The 16,563-nt window shown below is 56.7% G+C and carries 18 protein-coding genes; 11 read left to right on the plus strand and 7 right to left on the minus strand.

The features are described from left to right. Position 1: 1 nt before the first annotated feature. Positions 2-373, minus strand: coding sequence for an ATP-dependent Clp protease adapter ClpS (gene clpS / locus C2846_RS07960; RefSeq protein WP_080050687.1), 372 nt, complete (start codon positions 371-373; stop codon positions 2-4). Positions 374-580: 207 nt separating this feature from the next. Here clpS and cspD point away from each other — a divergent pair, with 207 nt between their 5' ends. Continuing rightward, on the plus strand, positions 581-847 hold the full coding sequence (cspD, locus tag C2846_RS07965) for a cold shock domain-containing protein CspD (protein WP_080050689.1): 267 nt from the start codon (positions 581-583) through the stop codon (positions 845-847). Between the two features lie 76 nt (positions 848-923). On the opposite strand, the gene icd is transcribed toward cspD, so the two are convergent. After that, positions 924-2,183 (minus strand): NADP-dependent isocitrate dehydrogenase, encoded by a 1,260-nt coding sequence (gene icd / locus C2846_RS07970; RefSeq protein ID WP_119701184.1) that lies wholly within the window; start codon positions 2,181-2,183, stop codon positions 924-926. 360 nt (positions 2,184-2,543) lie between these two features. On the opposite strand from icd, the gene C2846_RS07975 reads away from it, so the two are divergent. From C2846_RS07975 to C2846_RS08020, 10 genes are all read left to right on the plus strand, one after another. Next, the gene (locus C2846_RS07975; RefSeq protein ID WP_080050693.1) at positions 2,544-2,978 is read left to right on the plus strand and encodes an NUDIX hydrolase; all 435 of its coding nucleotides are present in this window, start codon (positions 2,544-2,546) and stop codon (positions 2,976-2,978) included. A gap of 1 nt (position 2,979) precedes the next feature. After that, a complete protein-coding gene (gene mnmA, locus C2846_RS07980) occupies positions 2,980-4,122 on the plus strand; it encodes a tRNA 2-thiouridine(34) synthase MnmA (RefSeq protein WP_119701185.1) in 1,143 nt (380 codons plus the stop codon). Then, on the plus strand, positions 4,119-4,739 hold the full coding sequence (gene hflD, locus C2846_RS07985) for a high frequency lysogenization protein HflD (protein WP_080050697.1): 621 nt from the start codon (positions 4,119-4,121) through the stop codon (positions 4,737-4,739). Before mnmA ends, hflD begins: the two co-directional genes overlap by 4 nt. Then, positions 4,732-5,604 carry a DMT family transporter gene (locus tag C2846_RS07990; RefSeq protein WP_080050699.1) on the plus strand — a complete coding sequence of 291 codons (873 nt, stop codon included), beginning with the start codon at positions 4,732-4,734 and terminating at the stop codon, positions 5,602-5,604. The genes hflD and C2846_RS07990 overlap by 8 nt, the downstream gene beginning before the upstream one ends. A gap of 74 nt (positions 5,605-5,678) precedes the next feature. Continuing rightward, the gene (gene purB / locus C2846_RS07995; RefSeq protein ID WP_080050701.1) at positions 5,679-7,049 is read left to right on the plus strand and encodes an adenylosuccinate lyase; all 1,371 of its coding nucleotides are present in this window, start codon (positions 5,679-5,681) and stop codon (positions 7,047-7,049) included. A gap of 379 nt (positions 7,050-7,428) precedes the next feature. Beyond that, positions 7,429-8,595, plus strand: coding sequence for a ribosomal protein uL16 3-hydroxylase (locus C2846_RS08000; RefSeq protein WP_119701186.1), 1,167 nt, complete (start codon positions 7,429-7,431; stop codon positions 8,593-8,595). Then, positions 8,588-9,604, plus strand: coding sequence for a GNAT family N-acetyltransferase (locus C2846_RS08005; protein ID WP_080050703.1), 1,017 nt, complete (start codon positions 8,588-8,590; stop codon positions 9,602-9,604). The genes C2846_RS08000 and C2846_RS08005 overlap by 8 nt, the downstream gene beginning before the upstream one ends. After that, a complete protein-coding gene (locus tag C2846_RS08010; protein WP_119701187.1) occupies positions 9,601-10,413 on the plus strand; it encodes a secretin N-terminal domain-containing protein in 813 nt (270 codons plus the stop codon). Before C2846_RS08005 ends, C2846_RS08010 begins: the two co-directional genes overlap by 4 nt. A 468-nt stretch (positions 10,414-10,881) precedes the next feature. After that, positions 10,882-12,477 (plus strand): isocitrate lyase, encoded by a 1,596-nt coding sequence (locus C2846_RS08015; RefSeq protein ID WP_119701188.1) that lies wholly within the window; start codon positions 10,882-10,884, stop codon positions 12,475-12,477. 181 nt (positions 12,478-12,658) lie between these two features. Continuing rightward, entirely contained in the window at positions 12,659-13,105 is a 447-nt protein-coding gene (locus C2846_RS08020; RefSeq protein ID WP_080050706.1) for a thioesterase family protein, read from the plus strand. 88 nt (positions 13,106-13,193) lie between these two features. On the opposite strand, the gene C2846_RS08025 is transcribed toward C2846_RS08020, so the two are convergent. The 5 genes from C2846_RS08025 to rraA all read right to left on the minus strand — a co-directional run bounded on the left by C2846_RS08025 (position 13,194) and on the right by rraA (position 16,559). After that, positions 13,194-14,153: an OmpA family protein gene (locus tag C2846_RS08025; protein WP_080050707.1), complete on the minus strand. Its 960-nt coding sequence runs from the start codon at positions 14,151-14,153 to the stop codon at positions 13,194-13,196. A gap of 95 nt (positions 14,154-14,248) precedes the next feature. Continuing rightward, positions 14,249-14,830 carry an RNA polymerase sigma factor SigX gene (gene sigX / locus C2846_RS08030; protein WP_080050708.1) on the minus strand — a complete coding sequence of 194 codons (582 nt, stop codon included), beginning with the start codon at positions 14,828-14,830 and terminating at the stop codon, positions 14,249-14,251. Positions 14,831-14,872: 42 nt separating this feature from the next. Next, positions 14,873-15,694, minus strand: a complete 822-nt coding sequence (locus C2846_RS08035) for a mechanosensitive ion channel family protein (RefSeq protein WP_080050709.1) — start codon at positions 15,692-15,694, stop codon at positions 14,873-14,875. A 14-nt stretch (positions 15,695-15,708) separates the two neighbouring features. Next, positions 15,709-15,960: a hypothetical protein gene (locus C2846_RS08040; RefSeq protein WP_080050710.1), complete on the minus strand. Its 252-nt coding sequence runs from the start codon at positions 15,958-15,960 to the stop codon at positions 15,709-15,711. Between the two features lie 110 nt (positions 15,961-16,070). Further along, positions 16,071-16,559 carry a ribonuclease E activity regulator RraA gene (rraA, locus tag C2846_RS08045; RefSeq protein ID WP_119701189.1) on the minus strand — a complete coding sequence of 163 codons (489 nt, stop codon included), beginning with the start codon at positions 16,557-16,559 and terminating at the stop codon, positions 16,071-16,073. Positions 16,560-16,563 lie beyond the last annotated feature (4 nt).

A 16,563-nucleotide genomic window follows, 5' to 3' on the forward strand; every position in this document is an offset into this window, starting at 1 on the left:
GTTACGCTTCCCGTTCTATTTGACACATCAACGGGTGCTGGCATTCCCTGGCGTAGTCATTTACCTGGGCCGCCTTGGTTTCGGCGATATCCCGGCTGTAGACCCCGCACACGGCCCGCCCTTCGGTATGTACCTTGAGCATGACCTGAGTAGCGGCTTCCCGGTTCAGCGAAAAGAAGCTTTCCAGTACCTCCACAACGAAGTCCATCGGTGTGTAGTCGTCATTGAGCATGACCACCTTGTAACGGGATGGGGGCTTCAGCTCGGGCTTGCTGGTCTCAACCGCCACCCCATGATCGGGTTCATGGTCCGGTTCCTGTGAACCCTGATTTAAGGTTAGTAGAATTTCCGTCATTGCAAATAGGTTATGCATCGCAGCTGGCAAATGGGGGTCAGGCTCGCCGAGGGAAACTGTGCATTAATACACAGCTTGCCAGAGGCTAACTTGACTTAGTCGAATTCAGTGTTAAAAAGTGTAAATGAGCATGGTTCGGTGGTCATCTGATTTATTACATCATATCTACCGGCCTGCCCTGTACTCGAGGAATCACCCCGTTGGGGTCTAGCAGAGGGATGTTGTATGGAAAACGGCAAGGTCAAATGGTTCAACAACGCCAAAGGTTACGGTTTTATTGTGGCCGATGGTCGTGATGAGGACCTGTTCGCGCATTATTCCGCAATCCAGATGGATGGATACAAGACACTAAAGGCTGGGCAGCCGGTTCGTTTCGATATCATTCAAGGCCCCAAGGGTCTGCACGCAGTGAATATCCAGTCCGTAGCTGAATCGGCCAACGCCGCCCCGGTCAGCAAAATCACCCATGAGGTTACCGCCACCCAGCACTAACTTCCTGGTTTTTTGCCCAGCCATCACAACAAAGCCGGCATATAGCCGGCTTTGTTCATTACCCAAACGCGTTCGCTCAGTTCATCGCGGCAACGACGTCCTTGCCGAACTCCGAGCACTTGCGCAGCGTTGCGCCATCCATCAGGCGCTCGAAGTCGTAAGTGACGGTCTTGTTGGCAATGGCGCCGTTCACGCCCTTGATGATCAGATCAGCAGCTTCGGTCCAGCCCATGTGGCGCAGCATCATCTCGGCAGAGAGAATGACCGAACCCGGGTTGACCTTGTCCTGGCCAGCATACTTCGGCGCAGTACCATGAGTTGCTTCGAACATGGCCACTTCGTCGGACAGGTTTGCACCCGGGGCGATACCAATCCCGCCAACTTCGGCGGCCAGAGCGTCGGACAGGTAGTCACCGTTCAGGTTCAGGGTGGCGATCACGTCATATTCGGACGGACGCAGCAGGATCTGCTGCAGCATGGCGTCAGCGATCACATCCTTGACCACGATGGTCTTGCCGGTGTTCGGGTTCTTGAACTGCATCCACGGGCCACCATCCAGCAGTTCGGCGCCGAACTCGTCACGGGCGATTTCGTAACCCCAATCTTTGAAGGCACCTTCGGTGAACTTCATGATGTTGCCCTTGTGAACCAGGGTCACGGAGCTGCGATCGTTGTCGACAGCGTACTGCAGGGCTTTGCGTACCAGACGCTTAGTGCCAGCTTCGGAAACCGGCTTGATGCCGATACCGCACATGTCGGTGAAGCGGATCTTGGTAACACCCATTTCTTCGGTCAGGAACTTGATGACCTTGTCGGCTTCCGGGGTACCGGCCTTCCACTCGACGCCAGCATAGATGTCTTCGGAGTTTTCACGGAAAATCACCATGTCGACATCGCCAGGCTTCTTGACCGGGCTCGGCACGCCTTCGAACCAACGCACCGGGCGCTGGCAAACGTACAGGTCAAGCTGCTGACGCAGAGCAACGTTCAGGGAGCGGATGCCACCACCAACCGGAGTGGTCAGCGGGCCTTTGATGGAAACGACGTATTCCTTGACGGCGTGCAGGGTTTCTTCCGGCAACCAGGTATCCTGATCATATACCTGGGTAGCCTTTTCACCAGCGTAGACTTCCATCCAGGAGATCTTGCGCTTACCGGCATAGGCCTTCTCGACGGCAGCATCGACTACATCGATCATCACCGGTGAAATGTCGACACCGATACCATCACCCTCGATAAAGGGGATGATCGGGTTGTCTGGCACGTTCAGGGACAGGTCGGCATTAACGGTAATTTTGTCGCCGTTGGCCGGCACCTGGATCTTTTGGTATCCCATTTTTGACTCCGTTGCTTTGTCGTTGTCACAAGACTCCGGAGTGGTAACCCCGGAATCGCAGAATGCAGAATACGGATTTTTCGGTGGCCGTATTGTTGTAGTTTTCCTACAGAATGTCACGCGTTTTTATGGAAAAAGCTTCGCATTCCGTTACATTTTTGTCGCCATCTGGATATTGGCTGCCCAAAGCACACTTTCATGTAGTATCACTACAAGCCCCACTACATCACGACAGGGCAACAGCAATCCTAGCTGTTTTTGCCGCTAGCGCCAGCAAGCACCGATACAATAGACGAGTCGAGGACAGTTCACGCCCCCACTCCTTTAGGCTACCCTATAGGCCTTTTTCAGGAGCTGTGCATGCGCTTTTTACCTCATGTAACCGTGGCAACCATTGTCGAGGATCAAGGGCGCTTTTTGATGGTTGAGGAGCAACGTGGCGACCGCATTGTTATAAATCAACCTGCGGGGCATCTGGAAGCCGACGAAAGTCTCATCGAGGCCGCCCGGCGCGAAGTACTGGAAGAAACCGCCTGGGAAGTTGAAATCACCTCGGTCGTTGGTCTCTACCTGTTCAAAGCCGACAATGGTGTAACCTATCAGCGTGCCTGTTTTGCCGGCAAAGCCCTGCACCATTGCCCGGAACAGCCCTTGGACCATGGCATCGTGCGAGCCAGTTGGATGAGCCTTGAGCAACTACAGGCCAAACGCCAGGATTTACGCAGTTACCTGGTGCTCGACTGCATTCAGGACTACCTGAACAAACCTCACTACTCTTTGGATCTGATTCGCTGACATGACCACTTCCGCCAGCCGCCCCGCCAACCAGGCCCCCAGCCAAACCAGAGTCATCGTCGGCATGTCCGGCGGGGTCGACTCGTCCGTTTCCGCAGCCTTGCTGCTTGAACAGGGCTATCAGGTCGAAGGCTTGTTCATGAAGAACTGGGATGAGGATGACGGCACCGAGTATTGCACTGCCATGACCGACCTGGCCGATGCCCAGGCGGTAGCCGATCGCCTTGGCATCAAACTGCACACCGCCAACTTCGCCGCCGAGTACTGGGACAATGTGTTTGAACACTTCCTGGCCGAATACAAGGCCGGACGTACACCAAACCCGGACATCCTGTGTAACCGCGAAATCAAGTTCAAGGCTTTTCTCGACTACGCGCTGATGCTCGGCGCCGATCTGATCGCCACCGGCCACTATTGCCGGCGCGGTGAGCGCGACGGCCAGACCGTGCTCCTGCGTGGCATCGACACCAACAAGGACCAGAGCTACTTCCTGCATGCGGTTGGCGCGGAGCAGATCGCTCGCACCCTGTTCCCGGTCGGCGAACTGGAAAAGCCCGAAGTACGGCGTATCGCCGAGAAATACGATCTGGCTACCGCCCGCAAGAAAGATTCGACCGGGATCTGCTTCATCGGCGAACGGCGTTTCACCGACTTTCTCAAGCAATACCTGCCAGCCCAGCCCGGTGATATTGAAACCACTGAGGGCACGGTGATCGGTCGCCATCACGGTTTGATGTACCACACTATCGGCCAGCGTCAGGGCCTTGGTATCGGCGGTATGCAGGGCGCTGGCGACGAGCCCTGGTATGTCCTGCGCAAGGATTTGACCCGTAACGTGCTGGTGGTTGGCCAGGGCAATGATCATCCATGGCTGTTCGCCCAGGCTCTGGAGTGCTCCAGCATCTGGTGGGTCAACCCGCTGGAGCTTGCCCAGCCGCGACGGCTGACCGCCAAGGTGCGCTATCGCCAGGCTGATCAGTCCTGCACCCTTGAACGCACCGCCAGCGGTTACCGCGCGCACTTTGACGAGCCCCAGCGGGCGGTGACACCCGGTCAGTCGGTGGTGTTCTACGACGGTGATATCTGCCTTGGTGGCGGCGTTATCGAAACGGCCATTCCGGCCTTTGCCGAGGATGCCGCATGACCCGCTATGAAGAGCTGGCCGTAGCCCTGGGCGCGGTATTCGAGACAGCCATTCTGGTCGACAAGCTGGCCCGTTCCGGGCAACTGGCCGAAGGGCCTGCCGCCTGTCTGGTGCGTAGTATTCTTGAGCGCTCGCCCGATGACGTGATGGGCGTTTATGGCGGCAGCCACCACCAGATCCGTCAAGGTTTGCAGGCGCTGGAATCAATGCTGGCTCGCGACAATGCCGCACTACAGCGCGATGCCCTGCGCTACACAATGAACCTGCTGGTGCTCGAGCGCCAACTCAACAAGCGCGATGACATGCTGCAGGTGCTTGGTCAGCGGCTTCAGCAAGCCGAAAGCCAGGTCGAACACTTCGGCGCCCTGCACGACAATGTCTGGGCCTCACTTGGCAGCATTTATCAGGACACCATCAGCACGCTGAAACTGCGTATCCAGGTGCATGGCGACATGCGCTACCTACAGCAGCCAGATATCGCCAACCGGATCCGCGCCCTGCTGCTGGCCGGTATCCGTTCAGCCCGGCTCTGGCGTCAACTCGGCGGTCACCGCTGGCATCTGTTGTTTTACCGCAAACGCCTGCTTGAAGCGGTGCGTGCGGTGCTCAATGACTGAATTGCCACGGACCGACCTGCCACGCAAAGGCGCCCTGCTGTTGGCTATTTCGGCGTTGCTGTTTGCACTGATGGGGGTGCTGATCAGGGAGGTCTCGAGCGGGGTCAATAATGAAACCGTGGTGTTTTTCCGCAACCTGGTCGGTGTGTTTTTCTTCCTGCCGATGATTCTGGTGCGCGGTTTTGGTCCTTTTCGTACCCAGCGCCTAGGTAATCATTTCCTGCGCACCTTTTACGGTCTGGGTGCGATGTATTGTTTTTTCTATGCCATCGCCCACCTGCCACTGGCCGATGCCATGGTGTTCACCTACGCCGCGCCGGTTTTCACTCCGATTCTGGCCTGGTGGTGGCTTAAAGAAAGCCTGACCGGGCGCATGATGTTCATGGTGCTGCTCGGCTTTGCCGGGGTGCTGCTGGTTGCCAAGCCCAGCGGCGCACTGTTCGATCCCAAGGGGTTGGTGGGCATCGGGGCCAGCTTGCTGGCTGCCTGCGCCTTTGTCTCAATCCGGGCCATGAGCAATAGCGAGCCGGCCAGCCGGATCGTCTTCTACTTCTCGACTTTCTCCGCCCTACTCTCAGCCATTCCGCTGATCTGGGCCTGGCAGCCGCTGACACTGACACAGCTGGCAATGCTGGTCGCGATCGGACTGGTCGCAACCACCAGCCAACTGGTTATGTCAAAGGCCTATGCCCTGGCACCACCCGGCAAGATCGGCCCACTCAGCTATCTGGCCATCGTCTTCTCCGGGCTGTTTGCCTGGTTGTTGTGGAGCGAGGTTCCCGGACTGTCCTCCTGGTTGGGCGCTGGCCTGATCTTCGCCTCGACCTTGATCAGCCTGACTCAACCCGCAGCGAAGACCAAATAGCCCATTGTGTTGTATCATTCGGTCCTTTTCTGCCAGACCCACTTCCGCCAGACCAATTGATGATGAGAACGCCCATGCAACTGTCCTCCCTGACCGCCGTTTCCCCGGTAGATGGCCGCTACGGCAGCAAAACCTCCAGCCTGCGTAGCATTTTCAGTGAATACGGCCTGATCCGCTTCCGCGTTGAGGTGGAGGTGCGCTGGCTCCAGTGCCTGGCCGCCCATCCAGGCATTCCGGAAATTGGTCCGTTCTCGGCCCAGGCCAATGCCCTGCTCGACGGCCTGGTCAGCGACTTCAAGCTGGAATACGCCGAGCGCATCAAGGAAATCGAGCGCACCACCAATCACGACGTGAAAGCAGTTGAATACCTGCTCAAGGAGCAGGTCGCAGTCCTGCCGGAACTGCAGCAGGTCAACGAGTTCATTCACTTCGCCTGCACCAGTGAAGACATCAACAACCTGTCGCATGCACTGATGCTGCGTGCCGGGCGTGATGAGGTGGTACTGCCGCTGATGCGCCGCATCGCTGGTGAAATCCGTACCCTGGCTCATGAGCATGCCAAGGTTCCGATGCTGTCACGCACCCATGGTCAACCAGCCTCGCCGACCACTATGGGCAAGGAACTGGCTAATGTGGTCTACCGCCTTGAGCGCCAGATTGCTCAGATTGAGCAGATTCCGCTGTTGGGCAAGATTAATGGCGCAGTCGGCAACTACAACGCTCATCTGTCGGCCTATCCGCAGGTTGACTGGGAAGCCAATGCCCGCCAGTTCATCGAAACCACCCTGGGTCTGGACTTCAACCCCTACACCACTCAGATCGAGCCGCACGACTACATCGCCGAACTGTTCGATGCCGTGGCCCGCTTCAACACCATCCTGATCGACTTTGATCGCGACATCTGGGGCTATATCTCCCTCGGCTACTTCAAGCAGAAGACCGTAGCTGGCGAAATTGGCTCCTCAACCATGCCGCACAAGGTCAACCCGATCGACTTCGAGAACTCCGAAGGCAACCTCGGCATCGCCAATGCAATCATGCAGCATCTGGCCAGCAAGCTGCCGATCTCGCGCTGGCAGCGTGACCTGACCGACTCCACCGTACTACGCAACCTGGGTGTTGGCTTCGCTCATAGCGTTATTGCCTATGAGTCAACCCTCAAGGGAATCAGCAAGTTGGAGATCAATGCTCAGCGTCTTTCTGAAGATCTGAACAACTGCTGGGAGGTTCTGGCCGAGCCGATCCAGACCGTGATGCGCCGCTATGCAGTACCCAATGCCTACGAGAAGCTCAAGGAGCTGACCCGTGGCAAGGGTATTACTCCGGATGCCCTGCTGGCCTTCGTTGACGGCCTGGAAATTCCTGAGCAAGCCAAAACCGAGCTCAAAGCGCTGACCCCAGCTTCGTACCTAGGCAACGCGATTGATCAGGCCGGCCGGGTTTAAGACTTTTGCTTTGTATAATGTGCCTGGACGGTGTTGTACTACGGCTGTTCCGGGCACGCACAAGTACTTCCCTGTAGCTCTTCGATGCCATCCCTGGTATCGAACGGCCCGGAACAGCCGTAGCACAACACCGCCCTACCAGTTCCGTGCATAATCGCATTCAGATTACTGCTGGAACGTGGACTGACCAACTCAGACCTCAAGAGCCGACTGCCTGTCCCCATATCCTGGACCGTTCGATGCCAGGGATGGCATCGAAGAGCTACAGGGATGTACTTGTGCGTGTCCAGGATATGGGGACAGGTAGTCGGCCAGCGCGCAAACCAATGTCAGTCCGCGATCCTTGCACGAACTTGAAATCACCACGAGAAACCAACCCATGTCCAACCTCCCACTGCTTGGCAACCTCACCCCAGAACAGTTCCTGCGCGACTACTGGCAGAAAAAGCCCCTGCTGATTCGTCAGGCAGTACCAGGCTATGAAAGCCCTATCAGCCCCAATGAACTGGCAGGACTGTCGCTCGAAGAAGAGGTTGAGTCGCGGATCATTCTCGAGCACGGCCAGCACCCTTGGGAGCAGCGCCGAGGCCCCTTTGCCGAAGATGCCTTTCAGAATTTGCCAGAGCGTGACTGGACACTGCTGGTTCAGGCCGTAGATCAGTTTGTCCCGGAAGTAGCCGAGTTGCTCAAAGCCTTCGACTTCCTGCCCAGTTGGCGCAAGGACGACATCATGATCAGCTACGCAACGCCGGGTGGTGGTGTCGGGCCGCACTATGACAACTACGACGTATTTCTGCTGCAAGGGCAAGGTCGCCGGCGCTGGAAAATTGGTCAGCACTGCGACGAAAACAGCCCGCTGCTCGACCATCCTGATCTGCGCATCCTACGCGACTTCGAACAGACGGATGAGTGGGTACTGGAGCCTGGCGACATGCTTTACATCCCGCCAGGTGTCGCCCACTGGGGGACCGCTGAGGATGACTGCATGACCTTCTCGGTAGGCTTTCGCGCACCCAGCCATGCCGAAATTTTGTTGCATTACACTGACTTCGTCAGCCAACAGTTGGGTGACAGCCTGCGCTACAGTGATGCAGGCATGACGCCAGTCGAGGATCCCGCCAGCATTGATGAGCAGAGTATCGACCGGTTGCAACAAATTTTGCGCCCACTGGTCGAAGACAGAGAGGCATTGGCCACCTGGTTCGGACGCTTCATGACCGAGGCGCGTTATCCGGAACTGATACAGCCTCAAGAGTGGGAAGCAGCCGATTTGCTTGCATTGCTTGAGGCTGGGTACGGTTTGATACGTCACCCAAGTAGCCGTCTGGCATGGCGCAAAGGGAAAAATGACAGCTTGCGGCTGTTCGCCAGCGGCGAGCATTGTGAGCTGTCAATTTCCTTGCTGCCACTGGTTCAGCTAGTCTGCAAACAGGACTACCTTGAAGCCGGAGCCCTGGAGCCGTGGTTGCAGCAGGAAGATGCACGGGAATTGCTGGTGCAATTGCTCAACAAGGGAGAACTCTTGCCGGAGGAGGATGATGAATGATGCAAGGGTCGAACTGGTAAGCTGGTCAGCCACACCTGCCTTGCGGGATATTCGCCAGCGGGTGTTTGTCGACGAACAGCATGTGCCGCCCTCCCTTGAATGGGATGAGCATGATCTGAGCGCGGTGCATTTTCAGCTTCTGGTCAATGAACAACCCGCGGGCACTGCCCGGTTGCTGCGCGATGGGCACATTGGCCGGGTGGCGATTCTTCCGGATTACCGTGGCCTGGGGCTAGGCAACCTGCTTATGCGAGAGGTGATGCGCCACGCCCAAGAACTTGGGCATCGACACCTGGAACTGTCAGCGCAAACGCATGCTCAGCGATTTTACGAACGCCTGGGCTTCATTCGCTGCTCCGAACCGTACATGGATGCCGGCATTGCGCATATCGATATGCGCTGGAGCGCTGACACCCAAAGCCAGGCCGAGCTGCCGCCAATCGAGTTTGTCTCTCCTGGCTCTTTCAGCATCCACAATCCCGAGCAGCAGGCCAAGCGCTACAGCACTCACCTGCCCTATCAACTGGGTGAACAGCGTGATTTGATCGAAATTGATGAGGAGCATGCCCTTGCACATGCCTGTCATCTGGTCCTGCAGGCCCGGCGACGCCTGACTATCAGCAGCCCGGAGCAGGCAATGTGGTTATTTCACCGACGCGATTTTATCGACTGCTGCGAACAGTTCATCGCCACCCATCCCAAGGGCAGTATCCGCGTACTGGTCAATCAAGTGACTGCCGATTTCACCCAGGGGCACAGCTTGTCCAGCCTGCAGCACCGCTTCCCCAGTCTGTGCGAAATCCGTAAGCGCCACCCTGATCTGGCCCGAGAGCCGCAGGTGTACCTGCTGGCTGACGACAGCGGTATTCTGATGTTTCCGCAGGCGCTTCAGCCTCAAGGGTTCGTGCGCTATAACAGCCCCGATCAGGTCAGGCGCTGGCAGGCCAGTTTTGATGAGCACTGGAGCCGCAGCCTGAGTGACCAGGGATTGAGGAGATTTACCCTATGAAATGGATTGTTTCGCTGGTTCTGCTGAGCACCCTGAGCTGGGCCGCCCCTACTCTCGCAGCGCCTCAGACCGAGGTCATCAACCTGAATTACAGCCTGGCAGAACAGGTATTGCCGGCACTTACACCCATGCTGCGCGATGATGAGCGGGCTTCGGCTTATGGCAATCAGCTTATCGTCCGTGCAGAACCTGCCCGGTTAGCCGAAATTCGTGAACTGCTGCAACAACTGGATCGCCGGCCAGCCAAATTGTTGATCAGTGTGGCCAACACGGGTGACAACGTCACTCACGAGCAGGGCTACCAAGTGAACGGCCGGGTAAGTAGCGGGCCGGTTGATATCGTTGTCGGCCAGCCCGGTCAGGGCAATCAGGCCCGAGTCATACGCCGGCAAACCCGGGGAGCAGATGACTCGATACGCCAGATCAGCGCCAATGAGGGATATCCTGTGCTGATCCAGTCTGGCCAGAGCGTACCACTGACCAGCACCACTACCGACATTTACGGCCGCGTTGTGCAGCAAACCGAATACCGCGACGTCACCCAGGGGTTTTATGCCACGGTCCGGCTCAATGGTGATATTGCGACTATCAGCCTCAGCGCCAACCATGACCGACTCAATCGCTCCGACAGCCGTCTGATCGACGTCCAGCAGACCGACACCGTCGTTACCGCCCGACTTGGTGAATGGGTCACTGTCGGCGGCCTGGACGACAGCAGCGCCGGGCAATCCAGTGACATTGGCCGGCGGATCAGCACGCGCGGCCAGCATCAGTACAGTGTTCGGCTGATGGTGGAGCGTCTGGAATAGACATTCGTGACTCGGTAGCCACCATTGATACTTATGTAGTGGTTTGAAAAAAACACTACATTGCGATTGACTTCTCGCAAGCGAAGACGCATTATTGCCCCGCTCCCGCTAGCCAGAGACTCTGAATGAGCCTCCGGATCGGCTCCGAAACCAAAGGACCGATGCGTGTCACAACAGCCCAGAAGGCGGTTCGACGAGGTGGCGACTGGAACGAAAGTTGTCCTGAGGGACGGGGAAGCGATTTAACGTATCAGCCTGCATGACAGGTTTAGCCAGTCCGACACATGTCCCAAGTGACGAGTCGGTGGCACGGTCATCGTCTGTTCGTCACAGCCCCCATTCTGAACGGACTATCTGCTTTCTTCCTCCAGTTTGCCCTTCCTATGTCAACCCTTGACGGCAGTTCCGTTTGGCGGGAACAGGGTCACAAATCGTGCTGAACCTACTGCAAACTGTGAAGGATTGACCATGTCAGCTTATCAAAACGATATCAAGGCCGTTGCCGCTCTGAAAGAGAAGTTCGGCAGCAGCTGGAGCGCTATCAACCCCGAGTCCGTCGCCCGTATGCGTGCTCAGAACCGCTTCAAGACCGGTCTGGAAATCGCTCAATACACCGCCGATATCATGCGCAAAGACATGGAAGAGTATGACGCCGACTCCTCCGTCTACACCCAGTCGCTGGGCTGCTGGCACGGCTTCATCGGTCAGCAGAAGCTGATCTCGATCAAGAAGCACCTGAAGACCACCAACAAGCGTTACCTGTACCTGTCCGGCTGGATGGTTGCTGCACTGCGCTCCGACTTCGGTCCGCTGCCTGACCAGTCCATGCACGAGAAAACCGCTGTTTCCGACCTGATCGAAGAGCTGTACACCTTCCTGCGTCAGGCCGACAGCCGCGAACTGGACCTGCTGTTCACCGCTCTGGACGCCGCTCGTGAAGCTGGCGATACCGCCAAGGCTGCAGAGATCCAGAACCAGATCGACAACTACGAAACTCACATCGTACCGATCATCGCTGACATCGACGCCGGCTTCGGTAACCCGGAAGCCACCTACCTGCTGGCCAAGCGCATGATCGAAGCTGGTGCTTGCTGCATCCAGATCGAAAACCAGGTATCTGACGAGAAGCAGTGTGGCCACCAGGACGGTAAAGTAACCGTTCCGCATGCCGACTTCCTCGCCAAGATCGCTGCCGTTCGTTACGCCTTCCTTGAGCTGGGCATCGACAACGGCGTGATCGTTGCTCGTACCGACTCTCTGGGTGCCGGCCTGACCAAGCAGATCGCTGTTACCAACCAGCCGGGCGACCTCGGCGACCTGTACAACTCCTTCCTGGATTGCGAAGAAATCTCCGAAGCCGAACTCGGCAACGGCGACGTCGTCATCAAGCGCGAAGGCAAACTGCTGCGTCCCAAGCGCCTGCCGTCCAACCTGTTCCAGTTCCGCGCTGGCACTGGCGAAGACCGCTGCGTTCTGGACTGCATCACCAGCCTGCAAAACGGCGCCGACCTGCTGTGGATCGAAACCGAGAAGCCGCACGTTGGTCAGATCAAGGCCATGGTTGACCGCATCCGCGAAGTCATCCCGAACGCCAAGCTGGTTTACAACAACAGCCCGTCGTTCAACTGGACCCTGAACTTCCGTCAGCAGGTATTCGATGCGATGGTTGCCGAAGGCAAGGATGTTTCTGCCTACGATCGCGCCAACCTGATGAGCGTCGACTACGACGAAACCGAACTGGCCCAACTGGCGGACGAGAAGATCCGTACCTTCCAGCGTGACGGTTCTGCTCAGGCTGGTATCTTCCACCACCTGATCACTCTGCCGACCTATCACACTGCTGCTCTGTCGACCGACAACCTGGCCAAAGGTTACTTCGCCGACCAAGGCATGCTGGCCTACGTGAAAGGTGTTCAGCGTCAGGAAATCCGCCAGGGTATCGCCTGCGTCAAGCACCAGAACATGGCTGGTTCTGACATTGGTGATAACCACAAGGAGTACTTCGCTGGCGAAGCTGCTCTGAAGGCTAGCGGTAAAGACAACACCATGAATCAGTTCGGCTAATCACCGATAGGTTCACCGGGTTCGCCCGGTTGTCAGAAAGAGGCCACCTTCGGGTGGCCTTTTTCGTGATGGGCCTGCGTATTACCCGCGAGTCGCGTACAATGCGCCCTGCCCTGCCGGTCTCTCCGGCCCGATTGATCAAAGCCGCCAAGGCATCCGTACAATAGGTAAAAGATTCAGCATGGCTCGCCTGAACCTCGTATTCCCCGATGACCAGTTCTACTTCACCACACAGCTGACCGTTCGTATCACCGATATCAACGCAGGCAAGCACCTGGCCAATGACTCGATGATTTCGATGATCTCCGAAGCCAGAGCTCGGTTTCTGTACCAGTTTGGCATTGAAGAAGTTGGCGAGAATGACACTGGGATTATCGTCACCGACCTTGCCACCACCTACAAGCGCGAGGCCTTTGCCCGTGACCGGCTGATCTTTGAGGTGGGCCTGATGGACCTGAACAGATACGGCGGTGATATCATCTTCCGCATCAGCAAGGCCGAAGGTGGCGAGCTGGTGGCCCTGGCAAAATCAGGGTTTGTCTTCTACGACTTCACCACATCCAAGGTAGTACCCATGCCCGAAGACTTCCGTCTGCGCTTTCCCGGAGCCAATTACCTTGAGTACTGAGTTTACGCAGAGCTGACAAAAAAGCCCCGGCATGAGCCGGGGCTTTTTTGTTCATGCCTGGCAAGCCAGGCATGGGATTGAGTTCGACTTAGCGAACTTCAACCTGTGCTTCAACTTCAGCTTCAACACGACGGTTCATCGCGCGACCTTCGTCGGTACTGTTATCGGCGATCGGGCGGGACTCGCCGTAGCCAACAGCGCTAACGCGGGACGGCTCAACGCCTTCGTCGATCAGAGCCTGACGAACTGCATTGGCGCGACGCTCGGACAGACCCTGGTTGTAGGCATCCGAACCGACGGAGTCGGTGTGACCTTCAACAGTGGTGGTGACCGACGGGTAGGTCTTCATGAACTCGGCCAGGCTCTGGATGTCCTGACGGAATTCCGGGCGAATGCTGTCACGGTCGAAGTCAAACTTGACGTCCAGTTCAACGCGGACCGACTGCATGACCGGCTCAGGTGCCGGAGCCGGAGCAGGTGCCGGAGCAGGTGCCGGAGCAACAACCGGAGCCGGCTTGCCGCCGAAGTTCAGCCCCATGCCAACACCGGCTTGCCACTCGGTGTTGCTGCTGTCGAAGCCGTACAGCACGTCCAGGCCAGCTTTGACATAGAAATTGTCGCTCAGGTACTGCTTGACGCCAGCACCGGCCAGAGCCATGGTGGTCTTGTCACGGCTGCTGCTGGTGACCTGATCCAGTTCCTGGTGACCCAGACCGCCAGACAGGTAAGGACGGAAGTTACCAGCACCGAAGTGGTAGATGGCTTCAACGGTAGCCAGGCGGCCGTTGATGTCTTCTTTGGTCGCATCGTCTTCCAGGCTGTTGCGATAGGTGCCCAGATTGATGTTCAGCAGAACGTCATCGGTCAGGAAGTAACCAATGCCGCCGCCCACCAGGGTGCCGTCGCTCATGTTGCGGTAGCTATCGGTGAAGTAGCGTTTGGCGAAAGCCTCAACTTCGACAGATCCGGCACCCTTGGCCATGACAGGCATGGTGGAAGCCGCGATAGCGGCGCCAACAACGATACCCACAGTGTTTTTCAATTTCATCTTTGAATCCCCATATAATCCATTAGGACACTAGGTTTGCGCACAACACAGGCGCAAGTATAACAGAAATACAACAATTTCAATATGCGAGCGATCTAAAAAGGATTGTCGATATGCTTTCTGAGTTTTTCCAAGGCGCGCTTGTAACGCATCTTGGTGGCACTTAGCCCCATATGCATGATGTCGGCAATCTCTTGAAACTCCAACTCAGCAATAAAACGCAACACTAAAATTTCTCTGTCTACAGGGTTCACATGGACCAGGAAACGGTCAAGACTGGTGCGCTCGGCAACACTCTCTTCCTGTTCATGATGTTCATCCTGCGGATCCAGGCTTAGTGCATCCAGCAAGCGCTTTTTGCGCTTCTCCTTGCGGTACTGAGTAATACATTCGTTATAGGTAATACTATATAGCCAGGTTTTGAACTTGGCCTTTCCTTCAAAATGCCTCAGGCCATGCAGAACTTTAAGCATGACTTCCTGACAGACATCATCTGCGTCACGCTCGTTACCAAGATAGCGTGCACAAACATTGAACAGCGTGCGCTGATAACGGCGCATCAACTCTTCATAGGCCGTGGTCGTATGAAACAGCTCGCTGTTGGCCTTGGCCACCAGCTCTTCGTCCGAGAGTTCGGCAGGTCGATAACGGGTACGGGCTACGCTGGGCGGACTCAAAATAGATCGTCGCGACGTGTCAGTATTAAGGGGGTCCCGCACTCAGCGGGACACTCGCTCATCAATCAAAGTGCGGTTTGACACCGAAATAATGGCACCTTCATCGTCGACCAGCGTGGTTTTGACTGTACCAATTTCGTCAATTATCCCTTCGAGCTCGCCGACCTTGATCCGGTCACCGACCTGATACAGCTCTCGCACATAAACCCCGGCAACGATCTGACCGACGATCTGGCGACTGCCCAGACCCAGCGCCAATGCTGCGGCAGCACCAAAGGACACAAGCACGATAGCGATGACCGTATTGAGTAGCGCAGTTTCAATCTGCAGCTGACCGATCGCCAGTGACACCGTGATGATTACCAGCAAGCCTTGAACAAAACGTCCCAGACTGCTGGCATAGTCGACGCCGATACTTTCAGCAGCACCCTTGACCACACCGCCAACCAGATGCGACAGCAGCAAGCCGGCCAGCAGAATCAGAGCGGCACCAAATACTTTGGGTAGATATAGTGCAAAAGCATCAAGAGTCGCAGAGACCCGGGCCAGGCCCATGGTTTCGGCAGCAGAAACGACAAAGGTCAGCACAATGAACCAATAGACGATCTTGCCCACCACTGCTGACACCGGCGCCCGAATCCCAACCCGGCCCAGCATCTTGGTCACACCCGCCCCAGTCATCAGGCGGTCAAGCCCCAACTTGGCCAAGCCTTTGCTAAGAATGGTATCGACGATCTTGGCTACCACGAAGCCCAACAGGATGATGAACAGCGCAGCGATCAGGTCGGGAATGAAAGAAGCCACCTTGCCCCACAGGGTAGTCATGGCGGCAACAAAGCTTTGACTCCAGGTTTCCAGTTCCATGGTTCGCTCGCTATTCAATGGGGGTCAATGGATGAGTTTTCGTCGTGTTCACGACGTACCGGCTTGATATGTCTCAAACCACGCGCGCCGCCTTCAGACAAAACCCAACCCCAACGGGTAAACAGATTCAGCAGGTCGAAGATGCCACCGTGGATATGGGCCTTGTGCAGTACCCGCTCCAAACGCTGGTCATCGGTACTCTCCGACTGCTGCTCAGATGCCTGACGCATCAATTCGCGCACTCGGCGCTCAAAAGGATCTTCCATGGCTGACCTCCGGATCAGTGGACTCCTGTTTCAGACGCACGCCGACCGGTCAGTGTCACCACTGACCGGTCATGAGAGCCCATTAAACCAGAATGCCCGCCACGCCTTATTTATTCAGGCATACTCAAAGGCTCGGCTGAGACGATGATGCCGTTGTTGTCGGCATATACGTACTCACCCGGTTTGAAGGTGACACCGCCAAAGGTGACAGCCACGTTCAGGTCGCCAATCCCCCGCTTGTCGGTCTTCATCGGGTGACTGGCCAGCGCCTGAATACCGAGCGCGGTCTGAGCCAGTACATCGACGTCCCGTACACAGCCATAGACGATGATGCCTTCCCAGCCATTACTGGCTGCTTTCTCAGCCAGCATGTCGCCCAGCAGTGCCCGGCGCATGGAGCCGCCACCATCGACTACCATGACCTTGCCACGGCCATCCTGCTCGACCTGCTCCTTGACCACCGAGTTGTCTTCGAAACATTTGATCGTGACAATCTGGCCGCCGAAGGAGTCATGACCACCGAAGTTGCTGAACATCGGTTCGACCACGGCGACGTCAGGATAGGCGTCACACAGATCCGGGGTTACATAGTGCTGCATAGGT

The organism is Pseudomonas jilinensis, from assembly GCF_003586265.1.
In the GTDB taxonomy this organism is placed as follows: domain Bacteria; phylum Pseudomonadota; class Gammaproteobacteria; order Pseudomonadales; family Pseudomonadaceae; genus Halopseudomonas; species Halopseudomonas phragmitis.